The 19,465-nt window shown below is 62.9% G+C and carries 10 protein-coding genes and 1 pseudogene; all 11 read left to right on the forward strand.

What is annotated here, in order from left to right; all coding sequences use genetic code 11:
- The first annotated feature begins 12 nt into the window (after positions 1-12).
- The 11 genes and pseudogenes from mnmG to NUW13_14230 all read left to right on the forward strand — a co-directional run bounded on the left by mnmG (position 13) and on the right by NUW13_14230 (position 19,465).
- Entirely contained in the window at positions 13-1,917 is a 1,905-nt protein-coding gene (mnmG, locus tag NUW13_14180; GenBank protein ID MCR4440166.1) for a tRNA uridine-5-carboxymethylaminomethyl(34) synthesis enzyme MnmG, read from the forward strand.
- A pseudogene (locus NUW13_14185) lies at positions 1,914-2,460 on the forward strand (class I SAM-dependent methyltransferase). Before mnmG ends, NUW13_14185 begins: the two are co-directional and overlap by 4 nt.
- Positions 2,457-3,383: an N-acetylmuramic acid 6-phosphate etherase gene (murQ, locus tag NUW13_14190; protein ID MCR4440167.1), complete on the forward strand. Its 927-nt coding sequence runs from the start codon at positions 2,457-2,459 to the stop codon at positions 3,381-3,383. Before NUW13_14185 ends, murQ begins: the two are co-directional and overlap by 4 nt.
- A gap of 69 nt (positions 3,384-3,452) precedes the next feature.
- On the forward strand, positions 3,453-6,704 hold the full coding sequence (mfd, locus tag NUW13_14195) for a transcription-repair coupling factor (protein MCR4440168.1): 3,252 nt from the start codon (positions 3,453-3,455) through the stop codon (positions 6,702-6,704).
- 60 nt (positions 6,705-6,764) lie between these two features.
- Entirely contained in the window at positions 6,765-8,516 is a 1,752-nt protein-coding gene (locus NUW13_14200) for a peptidylprolyl isomerase (protein ID MCR4440169.1), read from the forward strand.
- On the forward strand, positions 8,513-9,409 hold the full coding sequence (locus NUW13_14205) for a peptidylprolyl isomerase (protein ID MCR4440170.1): 897 nt from the start codon (positions 8,513-8,515) through the stop codon (positions 9,407-9,409). The genes NUW13_14200 and NUW13_14205 overlap by 4 nt, the downstream gene beginning before the upstream one ends.
- A gap of 51 nt (positions 9,410-9,460) precedes the next feature.
- Positions 9,461-10,747, forward strand: a complete 1,287-nt coding sequence (locus NUW13_14210) for a peptidylprolyl isomerase (GenBank protein MCR4440171.1) — start codon at positions 9,461-9,463, stop codon at positions 10,745-10,747.
- A gap of 135 nt (positions 10,748-10,882) precedes the next feature.
- Entirely contained in the window at positions 10,883-13,537 is a 2,655-nt protein-coding gene (locus tag NUW13_14215; GenBank protein MCR4440172.1) for a M14 family metallopeptidase, read from the forward strand.
- Positions 13,534-14,271 carry a DUF4159 domain-containing protein gene (locus tag NUW13_14220; protein ID MCR4440173.1) on the forward strand — a complete coding sequence of 246 codons (738 nt, stop codon included), beginning with the start codon at positions 13,534-13,536 and terminating at the stop codon, positions 14,269-14,271. Before NUW13_14215 ends, NUW13_14220 begins: the two co-directional genes overlap by 4 nt.
- Positions 14,272-14,288: 17 nt before the next feature.
- On the forward strand, positions 14,289-17,636 hold the full coding sequence (locus NUW13_14225) for a hypothetical protein (GenBank protein MCR4440174.1): 3,348 nt from the start codon (positions 14,289-14,291) through the stop codon (positions 17,634-17,636).
- Positions 17,633-19,465 carry a tetratricopeptide repeat protein gene (locus tag NUW13_14230; protein MCR4440175.1) on the forward strand — a complete coding sequence of 611 codons (1,833 nt, stop codon included), beginning with the start codon at positions 17,633-17,635 and terminating at the stop codon, positions 19,463-19,465. Before NUW13_14225 ends, NUW13_14230 begins: the two co-directional genes overlap by 4 nt.

A 19,465-nucleotide genomic window follows, 5' to 3' on the forward strand; every position in this document is an offset into this window, starting at 1 on the left:
CAAGGCAGCAGGATGTGCGGCGGGGATGACTACGACGTCGTTGTGGTGGGCGCTGGCCATGCCGGGTGCGAGGCAGCCCTGGCGGCGGCCAGAATGGGGGCGCGCACCCTGTTGGTGACCATGAATTTGGCCACCGTCGCACAGATGTCTTGCAACCCGGCCATTGGTGGCTTGGCAAAGGGGCACTTGGTGCGCGAGATCGATGCGTTGGGGGGGCAGATGGCGCTGATCGCCGACCTCGCAGGGATCCAGTTCCGCATGCTGAACCGCTCCAAGGGGCCGGCGGTCTGGTCGCCACGCGCCCAGGAGGACCGGCAGTACTACTCCGTGCTGATGAAGCAGGCCCTGGAGGAACAGGCCGGGCTCCGCTTGTTGCAAGCGGAGGTCATCGGACTGCAGGTGGCAGAGGGGGCGGTGCGCGGCGTGCGCCTCTTCCCCGGAGGAAATGTGGCGGCAAAGGCAGTCCTCCTCGCGCCGGGGACCTTCCTCAATGGCCTCATCCACATCGGACTTTCCTCCTTCCCTGCGGGGCGCGCTGGCGAGTTTGCGGCCGCCGCCCTCACCGATGAGTTGCGCAGACTAGGCTTCCGCATTGGCAGGCTCAAGACGGGCACCCCACCCCGCGTGGACGGCCGCACTGTCGACTGGGCGAGCATGACCGCACAGCCCGGGGATGCAGACCCGGAGCCGTTCTCCTATCGCCACGACCGTCTGGAAGTTGAACAGGTCTCCTGCTACCTCACCTGGACCAACCAGAAGACCCACGAGCTGCTGCGGGCTGGTCTGGATCGCTCCCCCCTCTACACAGGGAGAATCGTGGGGGTTGGGCCGCGCTATTGCCCCTCCATCGAGACCAAGATTGTCCGTTTTTCCGACAAGCCGCGCCACCAGATCTTCTTGGAACCGGAAGGACGGCTGACCAGTGAGTACTATGTGAACGGTTTCTCCACCAGCTTGCCAGAGGAGGTGCAACGCACGGCGCTCCGTTCAATTCCTGGCCTGGAGAAGGTGGAGGTGACCAGATATGGGTATGCCAGCGAGTACGACTACGTGCCTGCAACACAGCTTCACCCCACATTGGAGACGAAGCTCTGTCGGCGCCTGTTCTTGGCAGGCCAGATCAACGGCACTTCCGGATATGAGGAAGCGGCTGCGCAGGGACTGGTGGCAGGGGTGAACGCCGTGCTGCTGGCACGCGGCGAGGAGCCCTTCCTCCCTACGAGGGCCGAGGCTTACATTGGCGTCCTCATCGACGACCTGGTGACCAAGGGCCCGGAGGAGCCCTATCGTATGTTCACCTCTTTGGCGGAGCATCGCCTGGTCCTGCGCCAGGACAATGCGGATCTGCGCCTCGTGCACTATGCCGAGAGACTGGGCCTGCTGCCGGCGGAGATTCTCCAGGGCACGCGACGCAAGCAGCGGGCCATCGAGGAGGCGCTCGCCTTTGTGGCTAAGACCAGGCCGCCGCTGGAGGAGGTGAACCGCATGCTGGAAAAAAAGGGGTTGCCAGCAGCAAGGGCGGCACTCTCCCTGGGCGAACTCCTGCGCAGGCCGGAGCTGACCATGGCGGACCTGGCCGGATTGGCGCGGCATGGCGTGCTGGATGCGCCTCGCGATCCCTTCTGGCGGGCCGTCGCCCGGCAGGTGGAGTTCGAGGTGAAATACGAGGGCTTCATCGCTCGCCAGCGGGAGCAGATTGAGAGGTTCCAGCGCCTGGAGGGTGCGTTGATTCCCGCCGAGATTGACTATGATGCCCTTAGCGGGCTTTCTGCAGAGGCTCGGGAGAAGCTCAAGCAGGTGCGGCCGCGCTCTCTGGGCCAGGCCTCGCGCATCCCCGGAGTGCGCCAGGGGGACCTGGCAGTCCTCGTGGTGCACGTGGTCCGTCACGCGCGCGCCGCGGAGGGGTGTTCCACGTGAAACACTCGGCAGCCCGGGCCAAGACGGGTACGCACATAGATGCGCAGCTTAGCGCCCTCGGGGCCTATGCGCGCCTGCTCTTGGCCTGGAACCGCCGCGTCAACCTCACCGCTGGCGGAGATGAGCCTCTCCTCGTCTCCCGGCACATTGTCGAGTCGCTGGCCTTCCTGACCACTGTGGAAATCGACCAGGGCGCCCTGCTGCTGGCCATGGGCAGTAGTGGCGGCCTACCCGGCATTCCCATGAAGATCGTGCGCCCGCGCCGAATCGCTGGCAGAGTTGGCCGATTGGCGGCACAGGTTCGACGTCGTGGTGGCGCGCGCCGTGGCCAGGCTGTCGCTGCTGTGGCGGTGGGCCTGGCCGCTGTTGGGCGTGCAGGGAATGCTCATCACCCTCAAAGGAGGCGACGTCGCCAGCGAGGTGCGCGCCCTGGCCGCCAGTGACCCAGTCGCGACCGTGCGGCTGAGCGCCCCACCGGCCTGTCTTATTGACCCCAGCAAGGGGCGAGTGATCATCACCGTACGAAGAGGTGCCCAGAGGTGAAGAGACGACCGAAGGACAACGTGTTTGCGGAGATCCAGAATCTCATCACCGAGGCGCGCAATCCGGCCACCATGGATATCGATTCCAAGTCGGTGGAAGAGATTTTGCGCCTCATCAACGCCGAAGACAAGAAGGTGCCGCTGGCGGTGGACAAAGAGATTCCCTACATCGCCAAGGCGGTGGAGATTGTGGTGGAGGCCTTTCGCGCGGGCGGCCGCCTTTTCTACATCGGCGCCGGCACGAGCGGCAGGTTAGGGGTCCTGGATGCGTCGGAGATCCCGCCGACGTTCGGGGCTCCACCGGAGATGGTGCAAGGGATCATCGCCGGGGGGTACAAGGCCCTGGTGCGGGCCCAGGAGGGCGCCGAAGACCGCCGGGAGCGAGGCGGCGAGGACCTGCTGCGACGTGGCTTCACCAGCAAGGATGTGGCCTGCGGCATCGCCGCCAGCCGCAGGACCCCCTACGTCCTGGGCGCCATCGAAAAGGCAAGAGAAGTGGGCGGCAAGACCCTCTACGTCACCTGCACACCGCGCTCTGAGCTAAACTTCCCTGTGGACGTGGCCATCTGTCCCGTGGTGGGGCCAGAGGTGGTCATGGGCTCCACGCGCATGAAGGCTGGCACCGCCACCAAGTTGGTGCTGAACATGATCACCACCACCGCCATGATCCGGCTCGGCAAGGTGTACGGCAACATGATGGTTGACCTGCAGATGACCTCGCGCAAGCTGGAGGAGCGCTCAAAGCGGACGGTGATGATGGTGACCGGCGTCAGTTACGACGAGGCGGAAGCGGTGCTGGAAAAGGCCGGTGGGCACGTCAAGACGGCCCTGGTCATGATCCTCGCAGGCGTGGAAGCCGATGAGGCCCGCCGGCGTCTGGAACGCGCCGCTGGTTTTGTGCGCCAAGCAGTGGCAAGCAAGTGAGCGTGGTCTGGGGAATTGACCTCGGATTGGTGCGACATCCTTAGGGAGCGGCTGCATCTCTCGCCTTCGGTGCGCGAACTGTGGCGCGCACTGGATGGCGGGACGTCACTGCTTTCCGCCAAGGCACCAGGTTCCCTGCGACGCGCTCTGGTGGCCGCCTGGCTGCAAGAGAGGCAGCGGCGCGCCCTCTACGTGACCACCGACCCCTTGTCCGCAGAGCAGGCGCGGGATGATTTTGCCACTCTGCTGGGAGCAGAGCGCGCGGTGCACTTTCCGGACCCCAGCGAAACACCTCTTGCCTTCCGCTTGCAAAGCCTCAGCCGCCAGAGCGCACAGGTGCGCTCCCTGGAACTCCTCAGGGGCAGGGACCCCGCCGTGGCAGTCACTACGCTACAGGGGCTGAGCAGCCGTCTCCTGCCTCCGCAGGTAATCGATGAACGATGCATCATCTTGCGACAAGGCCAGGAGTACGATTTCGAGACATTCTTGGCTGCGCTGGTGGACCTCGGCTTCGTGCGCGAGACGATGGTGGACAGGGCCGGCGAGATGAGCGTACGTGGGGGCATCGTGGACATTTTCCCCTATTCGCGCCTTCGCCCGGTGCGTGTCGAATTTTTTGGCAATACCGTCGAGTCCCTGCGGGAGTTCGACCCAGAGACGCAACGCTCTGTTGCCCGCGTAGAAGAAGTGGCACTCATCCCGCAATTCCCCGTGATTGACAATTCTGTTCATTTGCAGGACACCGCGCGCAGCGCAAGTCTGGTTGGATTCGTGCAGCGCGGCGATCTCGTGGTCTTGGAGGACACCCCGGAGCCGAACACGTTCCTTGCCTCAGGGCGAAGCGTCGGCCTCTGCGAGGGGGCCCAAAGCGGCGGCGACGGCCTCCTTGAGGGCGAGTTCCGTGGCAAAGCTGTGCTCTGGTTTCCACCTGCAGGCGAAGATGTAGCTGGGCCAGCGTTGCCCGCAGAGCCCGCGCCACCGATGGCGGGCAAATACGACATCCTGCGCGAATATGTGGCCTCCGTCGCCGTTCGTTGCGGACTGCATGCGCTGGCCCCTCCGCTTGTCTGTTTCCTCTGTGACAGCCCTTCGCAAAGGGATAGGGTGGAGGCGCTCTTCGAGGAGGAAGGCGTCGACGGTCTCCGCGTGGAAGTGGGCGCTCTGCAGAGCGGCTTTGTCCTGTGGGACGCAGGACTGTGTGTGCTCGCCCACCACGAGTTCCATAGCCGGGCGCGTGTACCTCACCCTGCGCCACGGCCCCGCGAGGGTTTCACCTTTCGCCAGCTCCACGCGCTGCGCCCGGGAGACTATGTCGTGCACGTGGACTATGGCGTGGGCGTGTACCAGGGGCTGCGCAAGATCAGCGTCGACGGCAGCGAACGCGAGTGCCTGGAAATCGCCTATCAAGACGACGATAGAGTCTATGTGCCGCTGGAGAGGATGGACCGGGTCAGCAAGTACACGCCGCGCGAGGGGGTGGCACCCCGCATCAACCGTCTGGGCACGGCCGAGTGGGAACGCCTGAAAGCGCGGGCCAAACGTCGTCTGAAGGATATCTCCGCCGAGCTCATCAAGCTCTATGCCGAACGCCGACACACGCCGGGGTTTGCCTTTTCGGCAGACAGCCTCTGGCAGCACGAGCTTGAGGCCTCTTTTGTCTACGACGAGACCCCCGACCAGCTACAAGCGGTCGCAGATGTCAAGCGGGACATGGAAGCGCCTCGTCCCATGGATCGACTGGTGTGCGGCGACGTTGGCTTTGGCAAGACCGAAGTGGCAATTCGCGCGGCGTTCAAGGCGGTGAATGACGGCAAACAAGTCGCCGTGCTCGTGCCGACTACCCTCTTGGCGAGCCAGCATCTTGCCACTTTTCGCGAGCGGCTGGCGCCATTCCCGGTGCGCGTGGAAATGCTTTCCCGCTTCATACCCAAGGGGAAGCAGGAACGCATCTTGGCGGACCTACGCGCGGGGCGGGTGGACATCATCATCGGGACGCACCGCCTGTTGTCCGCCGACGTGCGCTTTCACGACCTGGGCCTCCTCATTATCGATGAGGAGCAGCGATTTGGCGTGATGCACAAGGAGCGCCTCAAGGCCTTGCGCACCAATGTGGACGTGCTCACCCTGACCGCGACACCCATCCCGCGCACCCTGCACATGGCGCTGGTCGGCATCACCGACATGTCGCGGATCGATACCCCTCCCCGTGATCGCCGGCCGATTAGGACGGAGGTAGTGCAATTCAGCAAGGAGCTGATTCGCCAGGCCATCCTCCGCGAGCTCGGTAGGGGCGGACAGGTCTTCTTTGTGCACAATCGCGTTCAGTCCATCGGCGCCATGGTGGAAATGCTCCGGCGCCTGGTGCCAGAGGCGAGTTTTGCGGTGGCCCACGGCCAGATGCCTTCCGCTGCCCTGGAGCGGGTGGTGAACCAGTTCATCGAGCGCCGCTACGACTGCCTGGTGTCGACCATGATCATCCAAGCCGGCCTGGACATGCCCAATGTCAACACCCTCATTGTCAGTCGCGCCGATCGCTTTGGTCTGGCACAGCTTTACCAGCTGCGTGGCCGGGTGGGACGCTCTACCCAGCAGGCCTACGCCTACTTCTTGGTTCCCAGCGTGCGCCGGTTGACAAAGGAGGCCATCAAGCGCCTGCAAGCCATTGAAGAGATAACAGAGCTTGGCTCCGGTTACCAGGTGGCTCTTAAGGACCTGGAAGTGCGCGGGGCGGGAAGCCTGTTCGGCATCGAGCAGAGCGGTTTCTTGGATGCCCTCGGCTACGACGTCTTCTGCCGGATTCTTGAAGAGGCCGTCCAGGAGGTGATGGCGGAACAGGCTCCCCGGGAAGAGCCCATTGCGCCAAAGCCGCCCGTCACTCAGATGCGCTTCCGGGGCGACGCCTTCTTGCCGGAAGACTATGTGGCGCAGAGCTCGGAGCGCGTGGCCGTGTATCGCCGTCTGGTGGCGGCACCGAGCCTGGCAGAAATCGAGGACATGGAGCGGGAGCTGGTGGACCGCTTCGGCCCTCTCCCCGAACAGGCCCGCAACTTGCTCGATGCCGTGACGTGCAAGATCCTCGGAAACCAGTTGCTGATGAGCGAGGTTCAAGTAGACGCGCAGACGCTGCGGGCGACCTTCGTGCCATCAGTCACCGTAGACAAGCAGGCCGTTGCGCGGGTGGTGTCGAGAGTGGCCGCCAACGAACGTTTCCCTTTCAGGTTCGTGCAAGGCAAGAGCAAAAGGGACCTCTCGCTGCTGGTTGAGCTCCCGGGCGAAGGGGGTCTGAAGGCGGCGAAAGAGTTCTTGCAAAGCATGTTGTGAGTTCCTATATTAAAGCAAGCCATGAGTTCCAGAGCGGACAGGGTAGCAAAGGAGCGCGAGATGAGCAGACGTGCGGCGTTGCTAACGTTTGTTTTTGCAGTGCTTGTGTTGGCAGGGTGTGCGCGCCAATCCGACCCCATCGTGGCAAGGGTAGGAAACCGCGTCATAAGGCTCTCCGATTTCGAGCAAGACTTCTCCAGAAATAGGACGCCTAACTACATAAAAACCACGACTTTCAAAGAGCGTAAAGATCACCTCATGTCCATGGTCGAGCGCACCCTCAAGATCGCCGATGCCTACTCGCGGCGGTACGACAGGCTGCCGGAGCTGGTGCAGCCGGTGGAGCGCGAGATGGAGCAGCGCCTGTTCTCCTCGTACGTGGAGAAGAAGGTGGTCGACCGCTTGGTCACCGAGAAGGAGCTGCTGGATTACTGGCGAAAGAGCAGCGTGCAGCTGAGGATCCGCCACATCCTCTTGGTGGTGCCGCGCGAGGCCGACGAGGGCAAGGAAGCCGAGGTGAGAAAGCGGGCCTGGGAACTGCGGGAGCGCATAGCCAAAGGCGAGAGCTTTTTCGACGTGGCACGCAACTACTCGCAGGACCACATGAGCAGTACCAAGGGTGGGGACCTCGGATTCATCCGCTGGGGCGAAGGCGGCTACGATGAGGCGTTCTTCGAGGCGGCTTTTGCGCTGAAGCAAGGGGAGCTTTCCACGCCCGTTCGCACGAGCAGGGGCTATCACATTCTGCGCGTGGAGGACAAACAGATTTCCGGCCTCGGCGAATATGAGCAGGCGAAAGACAGGATCAAGCAGCAGCTCCTCAAGGGCAAGCAGTCGGAGCTGGAAAAGGAGTACTACCGCCTGGCCGGAGAGCTTGAGAGGAAGTACAAGGTGCAGTACGACTCCACCGCCATGGTGGCCTTTGTGGCGAGGCTCGCTGCGGTAGCAGCCGATACCGGCGCAAAGAGGGTGGGGCAGGAGCAGGACGTTGAGCGCGACCAGTTCTACGGTCTCTTGCCGGCAGATCACAAAATGGCCCTGGCCGGCTACGCGGGTGGCAGCGTGACCGTGGGCGATATGGTGAACGCCTTGCGCCGCTACCCGGCACGCCGGCAACCTCGCCTGAGCACGGTGGAGATTGTTAAGGACTGGACATCGCGCTTGCTTTGGCGGGACCTGATGCTCAAAGAGGCCAGGCGGGAGAGGTATCACCTCGAGGCGGAGATGAAGCGCGCCCGACAGCAGCTCCTGGAAAGGGCCATGTTGCAGCGCATCACCGACGACATGGTGCGCAAGCGCATGAACCTCACCGAGGAGGCCGCCAAGGCCTACTTCGACAGCCACCAGGGCGACTACAAGAATCCGGCGCGGGCCAAGGTGCAAGAGATCTTCGTGTCTGACCGCAAGCAGGCCGAGCAGCTGTTGCGCCGTATTCGCGCGGGGGAGAGTTTCTCGCGGCTCGCGCGCCAATATACTGAGCGCACCAACGTGCGCAATCAGGATGGTCTGCTCGGCTATATCTCCGCCCGCCAGTACGGCAATGTGGGACAGGCCGCCCTCCAGATGAGCGTTGGGCAGGTGTCGGATATCATCCCCATGGGGGCAAAGTTCTCCATCATCAAAGTACTGGACCGCGAGGAAGAGTCGCCCAAATCGTACGAAGAAGCCAAGTATGACGTGCAGCGCGACCTCCGCCGTCAGGAGGAAGAACGTTTGAAGAACAAGTGGTTGGAGGGACTGCGCAAGCGCTTCCGCGTCACGGTGTACGATGAGGCGCTGAGGAAGGCGTTCGCAAACCTATTCGAGGAATGACTCGCGTGCAACCCCTGGACGGCACGGTGCTCCGCAGAATGGCGGCACCCCTCTTGGTGATCTGCCTGATCCTACCTTGGATCGGGTGTGGACCAGGGCGCTCAGGCGACCAACGCGTGGTCGCACGAGTGGGGAGCGCAGTGTTGCGCATCGCCGACGTGCAAGCCGCCTTTCCTGACAATCCTCGCCTGGGCATCTCCGAGGCTCAAGTGCGTTCCTATGTCCAGCGGTGGATCAACACAGAGCTGCTGGCGCAAGAGGCCAAGCGGCGAGGTCTGGATCGCCGCCCAAAGGTGAGACGGCAACTTGCCGACCTGCGCCGGGAAGTGCTGGCCACTGCCTTGGTGGAGAGCGAGACGGCAGAGGGGGTCACCCCCACCAGCGAAGAGCTGCGCGCCCGCTATGAGAAGGACGCTGAGGCTTTCCGCCGCTCAGAGGATGAGTATCTGCTGCAGGAGATCCTAGTTCCCAGCTGGCAACAGGCTACTGAGCTGCGCACGCGCATTCTGAACGGGGAGAGCTTCGAAGCCTTGGCGGAACAGAACTCGCAGGCATCGTCGGCGCGCGCAGGCGGCAGCACCGGCTATCTGCGGCGGGCACAGATGGCACCGGAAATCGCCCAGCAGGTCCCACGCGCACCCCTGGGAAAAGTGCTTTCCCCGCTAAAGACCGAGGCAGGATACTATCTCGTCAAGGTGGTGGACGTCAAGCCCGCAGGGAGCTTGCGCGAATTCGCAGAGGTGGAAGGTCTCCTTCGCGAGCGGGTGTTGGTGGAGAAGATGCGCGAGCGTCAGCGGGAGTTGGTGAAACGGCTGCGCGCACGCCAGACGGTGTATGTGGACTTTGCCACCCTAGCACAGGTGCTGGCTGACTCCAGCCGAGGCATACAGTGATGCCGCCGGATCCCTTTGCCCAAAAGGTTGCTAATCATTGCGGAGCAGCGCATGAGTAGAATCGCACAGGCTGCACTCATTGTCCTGGTGGCGGCGCATGCGGCGCTTGCCCAGGAGGTCCTGGATCGCGTCGTTGCGGTGGTCGATGACAAGCCTATCCTTGAGTCTGAAGTCAGTCAGGGCGCCTTTTTCTTGGCGATGCAGTTGCGCATTGACCCGAACCGGGAGCCGGAAAGGTTTAAGGAGCTGCAACGCCTCACCCTGGAGACCCTGGTGACGCAGCAGATCCTGCTCGAGAAGGCGGAAGAAGACACCGTGGTGGCCGATGCCAAGCGAGTCGAGGCCTTTTTGGAGCAGCAGATGCAGAGCATCATTCAGCAGCTGGGCTCCCAAGAGAAAGTTGAGGAATACTTCGGCATGCCCATGCGCAAGATCCGCCGCCAATACGAGGAGGAGATCCGCAAGAACTTGACGGTGCAACAGCTGCGGGAGACCAAGTTCGGGAACGTCAAGGTGAGTCGCCGCGAAGTGGAGCAGTTCTACGCCGCGCACAAAGACAGCCTGCCAGGCGTCAAGGAGGCCGTGGAGATAAGCCACATCCTGGTCGAGGTGCGTCCTGGGGAGGAGGCACGGCAGAACGCATTGCGCAGGATGGAGGAGGTGAAGCGGCGGTTGGCTGCCGGGGAGGATTTTGCGCAGGTGGCGCGGGAGATGTCCGACGACCCAGGTTCGGCGCAGCGTGGCGGTGACTTGGGCTTCATGCAGCGCGGTGACTTTGTCCGCGAATTTGAGGAGGTCGCCTTTTCTCTGGAGCCGGGGCAGCGCTCGGAGGTGGTTGAGACGCAGTTTGGCTTCCACCTCATTGAGTTGTTGGACCGGCGTGGTGAGAAGGTCCGGGTGCGCCACATCCTTATCGCCTTAGGCACCACCAAGGAGGACGAAAAAGCTGCGGCCGAGCGCATAAAGGACGTCTACCGACAGCTCCGGGAGGGCGGTGACTTTGCCGCGCTGGCCAAGGAGCTTTCCGACGACGAGACCACGGCGCAGCAAGGGGGACATCTTGGCTGGTTCGAACTTGACCAACTGCGCGAAACGGCGCCCGAGTTTGTGGTCGCGCTGCGCGGCCTCGCGCCTGGACAGATTACCGAGCCCTTTCGCACCAAGTATGGCTTCCACATCCTGAAGCTCCTCGACCGGCGCCAACCGCGTGTCCTGACTCTGGAGACCGACTGGGACACCATCGAACAGATGGCTCTCAACGACAAGAAGCAGCGGGAGTTTGAAAAGTGGGTGGCCGAGTTGCGCGCCGAGATGTACGTAGAAGTCAAGGGCCTGTAGCGCACCGTTTTGTCTGTTCCGGGCCGGCCGGCAATGCACAGGCCGGCCCTTTTTCATACGGGAAAAGGGCTTGATTATTAGGGGAAGTTTTTGTTTCTTTAGACGGTGGAGCGTGTCGGCGAGGAGGAAATAGCGATGCGGAAACGCTGGATGACGCTGCTCTTCATCCTGGAGGCTTGTGTAGCCCTTGTAGCCGCGCAGGAGCCTGTGCCTTTCTACTGGGCAGACAGCTCTTGCTATGACCCGCAGGTCCCTCCCCCGCGAGCAGTGCTCGGCTACTGCGTTGGCGAGCAATTCACGCCTCATCACCTGGTGGTGCGCTACATGGAGGCACTTGCTGCCAGTTCCGGGCGGGTTCGGCTTGTGCGTTATGGGGCCAGCTACGAAGGGAGGCCACTCCTGGTATTGGTCATCTCCTCGCCGGCTAACCTCGCCCGCTGGGACAGTTTACAGGGCGGACAGCAGCGGCTCGCCGATCCTCGCAAGCTTCCGCCTTCGGTTGCGCTCTCCCAGATGTTGGCCGCATGGCCCCTGGTGGCCTGGCTAAGCTTCAATGTGCATGGCAACGAGGCGAGTGGCACCGAAGCCGCCCTTCAGGTTGCCTACCAGCTTGCGGCCGGCACGGATGAGCAAACCGAAGCGCTGCTGCGCGAGTTGGTGATCATCTTAGACCCGGTCCTGAACCCGGACGGGAGAGAGCGCTACGTCTCATTCTACAACCGGAGTGCCGGCAAGAAGCCGAATCCTGACCCCGATGCTGCCGAGCACCACGAACCGTGGCCTGGGGCGCGCTCCAACCACTACTTTTTCGACCTCAACCGCGACTGGGCATGGCTCACTCAGCAGGAGACTCGCCAGCGGGTTGCGCTGTTTCGGCAGTGGATGCCGCAGGTGCATGTGGACTTTCACGAGATGGGTTACAACAGCAGCTATTTCTTCTTCCCCGCGCGCACCCCTATCAACACGAACATTCCGCGGGCGCTGGTCAAGTGGGCCCAGGTCTTTGGCGAGAACAACGCTAAGGCATTTGATAACCACGGCTGGGCCTATTTCACTGCCGAAGGCTTTGACCTTTTCTACCCTGGGTTCGGCGACTCATGGCCTTCCCTGAATGGCGCGCTGGGGATGACCTTCGAGCAAGGAGGAGGCGGTCAGGCCGGCCTGGCGGTGAGGCGAGATGATGGCAGCGTGCTCACCCTGACCGACCGCGCCTGGCACCATTTTGTGGCCGCCATGACTACCCTGCACACCGCGCAGCGCCACCGCAAGGAAATCCTGCAAGACTATGTCGACGCCTGGCGGGAGAGCTGGGAGCGCGGACGCACAAGCGAGGTCCGCTTCTATCTGTTCCCTCCGGACCCAGACGCCAATAGACAAGCGGATTTTGTCGACCTGTTGTTGCGGCAGGGAATTGAGGTGTGGCGCACCACGGAAGCCACCGAGGTGCGCAAGGCCGAGAGTTACGAAGGGAGCAAAGACAGGGTCCCGTTGCCGGCAGGCTCCTTCGTGGTGCCGGTTGCCCAGCCGGCACAGCGCCTTCTGACGGCCCTCTTTGAAGTGGAGCCGGGGTTGGCCGACACCTTTTTCTACGACATCACTGCCTGGTGCCTGCCGGTGCTCTACAATCTGAAGACTTTCTGGACGAGGGAGAAGTTGAGCTGCCCCATGGAGCAACTGCACGGCAGGCCGCAGGTCGCCGGCATCGTCGTGGGTGGGCGCGCCAACTATGCCTATCTACTCCCTTGGGAGGACGAACACGCCGCCAGCGTGTTGTTTCAACTCCTCAAGCATGGGTGGCGGGCGCGCGTGAGCAGCAAGGCCTTCTCCCTTGCTGGCCGTCGCTTTGAGCGCGGAACCATTGTCATCCCCGTGCGCAATCGGCCAGCCACGCACCCGGATTCGAGCATTCACGCCGTGGTGGCCAGTTTGGCTCGTGACCATGGGGTAACCTTCTACGCCGCAAGCACCGGCCTCACCGAAGAGGGCATCGACCTGGGCTCGGACGACCTGATCGCTCTAAAAGTGCCGCGCGTGGCCATGTTGACTGGTAGGCCGGTGAGCCCAAGCTCCTATGGGGCTCTTTGGTTCCTGCTGGAACAGCACTTGGGCGTGGACTTTACGCCCCTGGAGTGCGAGGGTCTGCGCAGCGTCGACCTGCGCAAGTACGATGTGCTGGTCTTGCCCAGCGACTTCGGCGAAGGGAGGGGCTATCGTGGTGCGATCGATAGCGCCACGGTGGAACGCCTCACGCGCTGGGTGCGTGAAGGTGGTACCTTCGTGGGCATTGGCGGAGGGGCGACCTTTGCCAGCCAGGAAGGCGTGCACCTCTGTTCGGTCAAGCTGAAGAAGGAGAAAAAGCCCCGCGACAAGGAGGGGGATGAACAGGAGGACCCCGAGCAGGAGCGCCGCAAGCGTCTGACTCTGGAAGAGAAGGAAAAGGAGCGACCCCTTGCCACGGTACCGGGCGCCATATTGCGCACGCTCATCGATACTACCCATCCCTTGGGCTATGGTTGTCAGCGCACGATGTTTACCTTCAAGGCCGGCCCCACCGCCTATGAGCTGAGTGCCCAGGGGCACAACGTGGGCATCTACGCGGACAAGCCACGCTTTGCGGGCTACATGTCCGAAAAGAACCAGCAGAAGATAGCCGGTACCGCCTACTTGGTGGAGGAATCAGTGGGCAAGGGCAAGGTGATCCTGTTTGCGGATGACCCCACCTTTCGCCTGCTGTGGCGTGGGCTCACCCGCCTGATTGTGAACGCCATCTTTTTCGCGCCGATGACATGAGCGACAGGGAGAACAACGTCCGCCCCCTTTGCGGGGAGACCCGACTGCGGTGCCCGCTGTATAAGGCCAGGGGCTGGCTGCACTTCGCCTGGGCTTGTCTGCTTGCTGCAGCCGTAGCGTCTCCTGCAGCGGCGCAAGGGGAGCTGTTCACCGTCGCCCGCGTGCGCTATGCGGGTGGCGGGGACTGGTACAACGACCCCTCGGCAATCCCCAATCTGCTCAGCTTTATGGCCGAGCACACCAATGTGCGGGTGGCCAGCGACCAGGTTGTGGTGGGGATAATGGACGAGAAGCTTTTCTCCTACCCGGTGCTCTACCTCACCGGTCACGGACGCATATCCTTTTCTCCGCAAGAGGTGGAGCGCCTCCGCCACTACCTGACACACGGCGGTTTTCTCTATGCCGATGACGACTATGGCATGGACAGCTTCTTCCGCGCGGAGATGGCCAAGGTGTTCCCCGGCAAGCGTTTCGTCGAGCTGCCATTTTCTCATGAAATCTACCACATCCATTTTGACTTTCCACAGGGGCTGCCGAAGACCCATGAACACGACGGCAAGCCACCCCAGGGCTTTGGCCTGTTTTGCGAAGGGCGCCTGGTGGTGTTCTACACCTACGAGACCAACATATCGGATGGTTGGGTCGATCCAGAGGTGCACGGCGACCCGCCGGAGAAGCGTCTTGAGGCGCTGCAGATGGGAACGAACATCATGATCTACGCGCTCACCCATTGACTGCCATGGGCAGCGTTGTGCTGACATACCACAGTCTGCTGGTGCGCCTGCGGGGCTTTGGCCGCGAGAAGAAGCGGCTGGCCCTGGTCATCGGCTTGGCGACGTGGGCTGCGCTCGCTCTGGCAGCGTTGCTATGTGCAGCGGGCCTGGAGGCCCTTCGGCCCCTGCCAGTGGTGGGCCGGCAGGTGGTGGGCGGGCTGCTGGGAGCTGGTCTGCTGGGCACGTTTCTGTGGTGGATCGGTAAGCCCCTGGTGGACCTCCTGGTGCGGCGCAACTCTCCAGAGGTCAACCGACTCGCCTATGAGGTGGGGGCCCATTATCCGCACATTGGCGAGAGGCTGGGAAATGCCTTGCAGGTCTATGCCAGGCGGGAGAACAACCCAGAGCGCTACTCAGCTGACCTCATAGACGAGTCCCTGCGCCAGGTGGCGGCAAAGCTCGAGGGGCAGGACTTTAGGAGGCTTGTGGACTGGCGCGTGGCCCATCGTGTGCTTAGGAGATGCGCCGTCGGAGCTGCAATGAGCATTCTCCTCTTTGGCCTTTTCCATGAGGCACTCGGCGGGGCCTTGGTCCGTCTTGCTCACCCGCGCACGCTCTATGTGGTGAGGCCATCACTGGTGCTTGCCGTGTCGCCTGGCGATGCCCAAGTGGTGCGCGGCCAAGACCTGAGGGTCACCGTACAAGCCAGTGGGCGGAAGGTGGAGGGGGCCAGCATCGCCTACCGGGGCGAGGGGAGTCCTGCCCTCGTCACCAAGGCCATGCAACGGCAGGGCCCCACGAGTTTTTCCTACGAGTTCAAGGCGCTCCGCGACACCCTCTTCTACCGCATCCTCGCGGGAGGGACCGAGTCGCCGGAGTACCGAATTGCCGTCATCGAGCTGCCGCTGGTGCGTACGTTGCGCGTGGCGATCAAGCCGCCAAGCTACACCGGGCTTCCCACCCAGTTTCTGGACGAAAACGTGGGCGATGTTTTTGCCCTGAAGGGCTCCACCGTCACCGTCTGGGCGAGTACCAACAAGCCGGTGTCCCAAGCCTCGCTGCATATGAGGGGGGGCGCCGAACTTCCCATGCGCATCTCCGGGCTCGCACTGGAAGGCGAGTTCAAGGTGCGCGAAGAGACCTCCTACCACGTCAGCCTGGTGGACTTTGCCGGTCGGACGAACCAGAACCCCATCGAATATCGCGTCTCTGTGCTGGCAGATCGGGAGCCCTTTGTGCGGGTGCCGGTGCCGGGAGTGGACGTCGACATTGGCGAGGACATGACCCTGCCGCTTGTCATCGAGGCGCAGGATGACTTTGGCATTTCTCGCCTCTCCCTGGTTTACCGCCTGGTGCGCGGCTCTGAAGGGCAGGAGGTGGGCCGTGGAGAAGTCCCGCTCCCCCTGAGCAAGGTGGCCGACAGGGTACAGGTCGAGTACGGGTGGGACCTCTCCTCTCTGCAACTCATCCCGGAAGACGTGGTGGTTTACCAGGCCGAGGCCCGAGACAACGACGTGGTCTCCGGGCCCAAGGCGGCGCGTAGTCAGGAGTACCGCGTGCGCTTTCCGTCCATCTATGAGATCTACCAGGAGGTGGCGCAGACGCAGGAACAAGCCTCGGACGTGTTGGAGAGCGTCTACGAGCAGAGCAAGGAGCTAAAGGAACGGCTCAACCGGCTCTCGCAGCAGCTGAAGCGAAACGCCGACTTGGACTGGGGCGAGCGCAAGCAGGTCGAGGAGGGGGTGGATGCCCAGAGGCGCATGCAAGAGGAGCTGCAAGAGCTGAGCAAGCGCCTCGACGAGATGATCGAGCGCCTGGAGCGGAACGACCTGCTCTCCCTCGAGACCTTGAAGAAGTACCAGGAGTTGCAGAAGCTCTTCGAAGAGGTGGCCACGCCGAAGATGCGCCGGGCCATGGAGGAACTGCAGCGCGCCTTGCGCGAGATCGATCCCAACAGACTGCGCCAGGCAGTGGAAAAGTTCAGCCTCACGCAAGAGGATTTCCTCAAGTCTATCGAGCGCACCATTGCCTTGCTCAAGCGGCTGCAGATAGAGCAAAAGCTCGATGAGGCTGTGCGGCGGGCCATGGAGGCCGCGCAGCGGCAACAAGAGATAGCGCAGAAGAGCGCCGACCGCAAAACCGACGCCAACCAGCTGGCCGAGCAGCAGCGGCGACTTGCTGAAGAGGCAGAGGCCTTGACCGAGCACCTCCACGACCTGTCCGCAGCCATGGCCGAGTTTCCCGACATGCCTCGCTCCGAGGTGGAGCGGGCCGCCGCCCTGATGGATTCCGCCGGCTTGGCAGCAGAAATGAAGCAGCTGAGCGCCATGCTGCGCCAGGAGAACATGAGCGCTGCCAAGGCCGGAGGGCAGAAAGCCGCCGGTTTGTTGCAGCAGGTGGCGCAGACCTTGCAGCAGGCGCAAAAATCCTTAGCCGAGAACCAGAAACGGGAGGTGCTCAAGGCTTTACAAAAGAGCTCGCACGACCTGGTGCAGTTGTCCCAACGGCAAGAGCAGTTGATGGACGCCGCCGAACAGGCGCGGACCGATAGCCCGCGCATCCCCGAGCTGGCCGAAGCGCAGAACGACCTGAGGACGGCGCTGGAGCGGGTGGCCAGTCAGTTGTACAGTCTCGCCAAGCGCACCTTCTACGTTTCCCCGCAGATAGGAGCGGCCATCGGCCAGGCACAGGAGAGCATGGCGCAGGCGGTGGCTGCTCTGGAGCAGCGCAACGTCGGCAGCTCGGTGAGTGCCCAGGCGAAGGCGATGGCGGCGCTGAATCAGAGTGTGGGCGAGCTGTTGCGCACCATGGACGAGGTGAGCTCGGCAAGCTCTGCGCTCGGTTTCGACACTTTCTTGCAGCGATTGCAGAACATGGCGGGCGCGCAAGAGGGGATCAACCAGCAGACCTTAGAGCTGGGACTCGGCGGGCAGTACACCTTAGAGCAACAGGCGGCCATGGCCCGCCTGGCCGCGCAGCAAGAGGCGCTGCGCAAGTCGCTGGAAGAGCTGCAGCGCGAGATGGGTGGTCGCTCCGAAATCCTTGGGCGCCTGGACCAGGTAGCCAAAGACATGGAAGAGGTGGCCAAGGACCTCGCTTCCCAGCGCCTTGACCAACGCACCCTCGACCGCCAAAAGCGCATCCTTTCGCGGCTGTTGGACAGCCAGCGCTCGGTGCGCGAACGTGACTTTAGTCGCAAGCGTCAAGCGCAGGCCGGAAAGAATGTGGTGCGCCCCAGTCCCGGACCTTTACCCCAGGACCTGGGTGCCGCGCAGAGCAGTCTGGCCGAGGACCTGTTGCGCGCCCAGAAGGAAGGCTACACCCCAGACTATCTCGAGCTCATCCGTCTCTACTTCGAGGCCCTGGCCAGACAGGAGAAGCGATGACTGCCCTTCGCGCCTGGACGCTCGTGCTTCTGCTGGGCCTCTGCTGTGGGCAGGCGATGGCACAACTTCCGGATAGTCTGCGCCTGGCCTACGATTACGAAGCCATAGGCCAGTACGACCGCGCTGCGCAGGTGTTCGGCGCGCTCTACGCAAAGAATCCGCAGAACATCGCAGCTTACCAGGGGCTGCGCAGAAACCTGTTGCGGATGGGCAGGCTGGACGAGTTGGCCGTGGTCATTAAACGCCGGCTTGCTCTTGGTGACCTGCAGGCGCAAGTGGACTGGGCCGAACTGCTCTACCGCAGAGGCCAGGAGCGAGAGGCGCTGGGCGAATGGCACAGGATCCTCAAGGAGCATCCGCGCAATTTGAATGTGTACGAAATGGTGGCCGCAAGCCTGAGCGAGAATCGCCTCCTGGATGAGGCAATCGCCGTCTACCGGCAGGCGCGCGAGGAGACTGGACGCCCGACGCTGTTCGCCCTGCAGATGGCCGACTTGTATGCCTCCCGCCTCAATTTCCGGGAGGCTACACGGGAGAATCTGCTCTTCTTGCGGGAGAATCCGCAGCAGTGGAGTGTGGTGCAGGCAAGGGTTGGCTCGTACGCCACAAGCGCCCAGGGGGCCGCGGAGGTGGCGGAGGTGCTCACTCAGGAGCTCAGTTCCTCAACCCACCAGCTTCCCTTGCGGCGGATCTTGGCTTCCTTGTGGCTTCGCACCCGGCAGTGGGCGCGCGCTTTCGAGAACTTTGTGGAAGCGGACCGCTTGGCGGCGGATGCCGAACGTAACCGCGGCACCGTGGGCACAGAGCTGTTTGGTTTTGCGGAGACCGCCCGGCAGGAGGGCGCCTACGAGTTTGCCGAAAAAGCCTATGCCCTGCTTCTGGCCCGCTACCCTGGTAGTCCTCTGGCATTGCGCGCCGAATTCCAACGCGCGGTGCTGCTCAAGGAGATGGGGCAGTATCAGGCAGCAATAGACGGTTTCACTGCCGTTGCCGACCACTACCGTCGCTCCAGGGAGGCGTGTGCGGCGCTGTTGGAAGCAGCCTCCGTGTACTTTAACTTCCTGCGGGACGCGGCGCGCTGCCAGCAAGTGCTCGGGCGCCTGATGGGCGAATGCCCGAGCGGCAGTGAACAGGGTCGCGCACTGTTGCTGTTGGGCGATTGCAAACTCGCGGCTGGCGATGTCGCCGGGGCGCGGGAGGCCTACAGGCAGGCGGCCCGTTCTAAAGATGCGGCGCGCGAGGAAATCGCCCATACGGCGCTCTTCAGGATAGGCGAGTTGGCTTTCCTCACCGGGCAGTTGGACAGCGCTGCAACCATTCTCTCTCGGGTTGCGTCGGCGAGCGGCCCCTTGCCTGAGCGCGTGACCAACGATGCATTGGAGCTTCTCCTGCTGCTCAAGGAGAACGCGGATGATAATGACGCGCTGCGGGCGTTTGCCGAAGCACTGCTCTGGCGAAGGCAGTGGCAGCCAGACCAGGCCCTTCGCCGCCTGGAGCAGCTGGTGCGCATGCAGCCTCCGCCGGCTATTGCCGATGAGGCGTGGATGGAGATTGCCAGCATCCAGACCGAACAGGGAGGCTACCAGGAGGCGATTCAGGCGTACGACCAGGTGTACAAAGGCTTTCTCGAGAGTCGGTTCCGCGATCTGGCGCTCAAGGGCAAGGCGGAACTCCTGGAGGCGCAGCTTGCCAACGATGCAGGAGCTGCCAAGGCGTACGAGGAGTTTCTGGCGACCTTTCCCACGAGCGTCTATGTGGAAGAAGTGCGGAAGCGCCTGCGCGCGGTGGACGCGAGGATGGAGGCGAACAAGCGAAAGGGAGAACGGTAG

The sequence above is a fragment of the candidate division KSB1 bacterium genome (assembly GCA_024655945.1).
In the GTDB taxonomy this organism is placed as follows: domain Bacteria; phylum Zhuqueibacterota; class Zhuqueibacteria; order JANLFK01; family Oleimicrobiaceae; genus Oleimicrobium.

Excerpts from the sequence above, each read along its gene's own strand:
- NUW13_14200 (MCR4440169.1), top strand. The coding sequence starts at position 6,765 with ATGAGCAGACGTGCGGCGTTGCTAACGTTTGTTTTTGCAGTGCTTGTG.
- NUW13_14205 (MCR4440170.1), top strand. The coding sequence starts at position 8,513 with ATGACTCGCGTGCAACCCCTGGACGGCACGGTGCTCCGCAGAATGGCG.
- NUW13_14215 (MCR4440172.1), top strand. The coding sequence starts at position 10,883 with ATGCGGAAACGCTGGATGACGCTGCTCTTCATCCTGGAGGCTTGTGTA.
- NUW13_14220 (MCR4440173.1), top strand. The coding sequence starts at position 13,534 with ATGAGCGACAGGGAGAACAACGTCCGCCCCCTTTGCGGGGAGACCCGA.
- NUW13_14210 (MCR4440171.1), top strand. The coding sequence starts at position 9,461 with ATGAGTAGAATCGCACAGGCTGCACTCATTGTCCTGGTGGCGGCGCAT.
- NUW13_14230 (MCR4440175.1), top strand. The coding sequence starts at position 17,633 with ATGACTGCCCTTCGCGCCTGGACGCTCGTGCTTCTGCTGGGCCTCTGC.
- mnmG (MCR4440166.1), top strand. The coding sequence starts at position 13 with ATGTGCGGCGGGGATGACTACGACGTCGTTGTGGTGGGCGCTGGCCAT.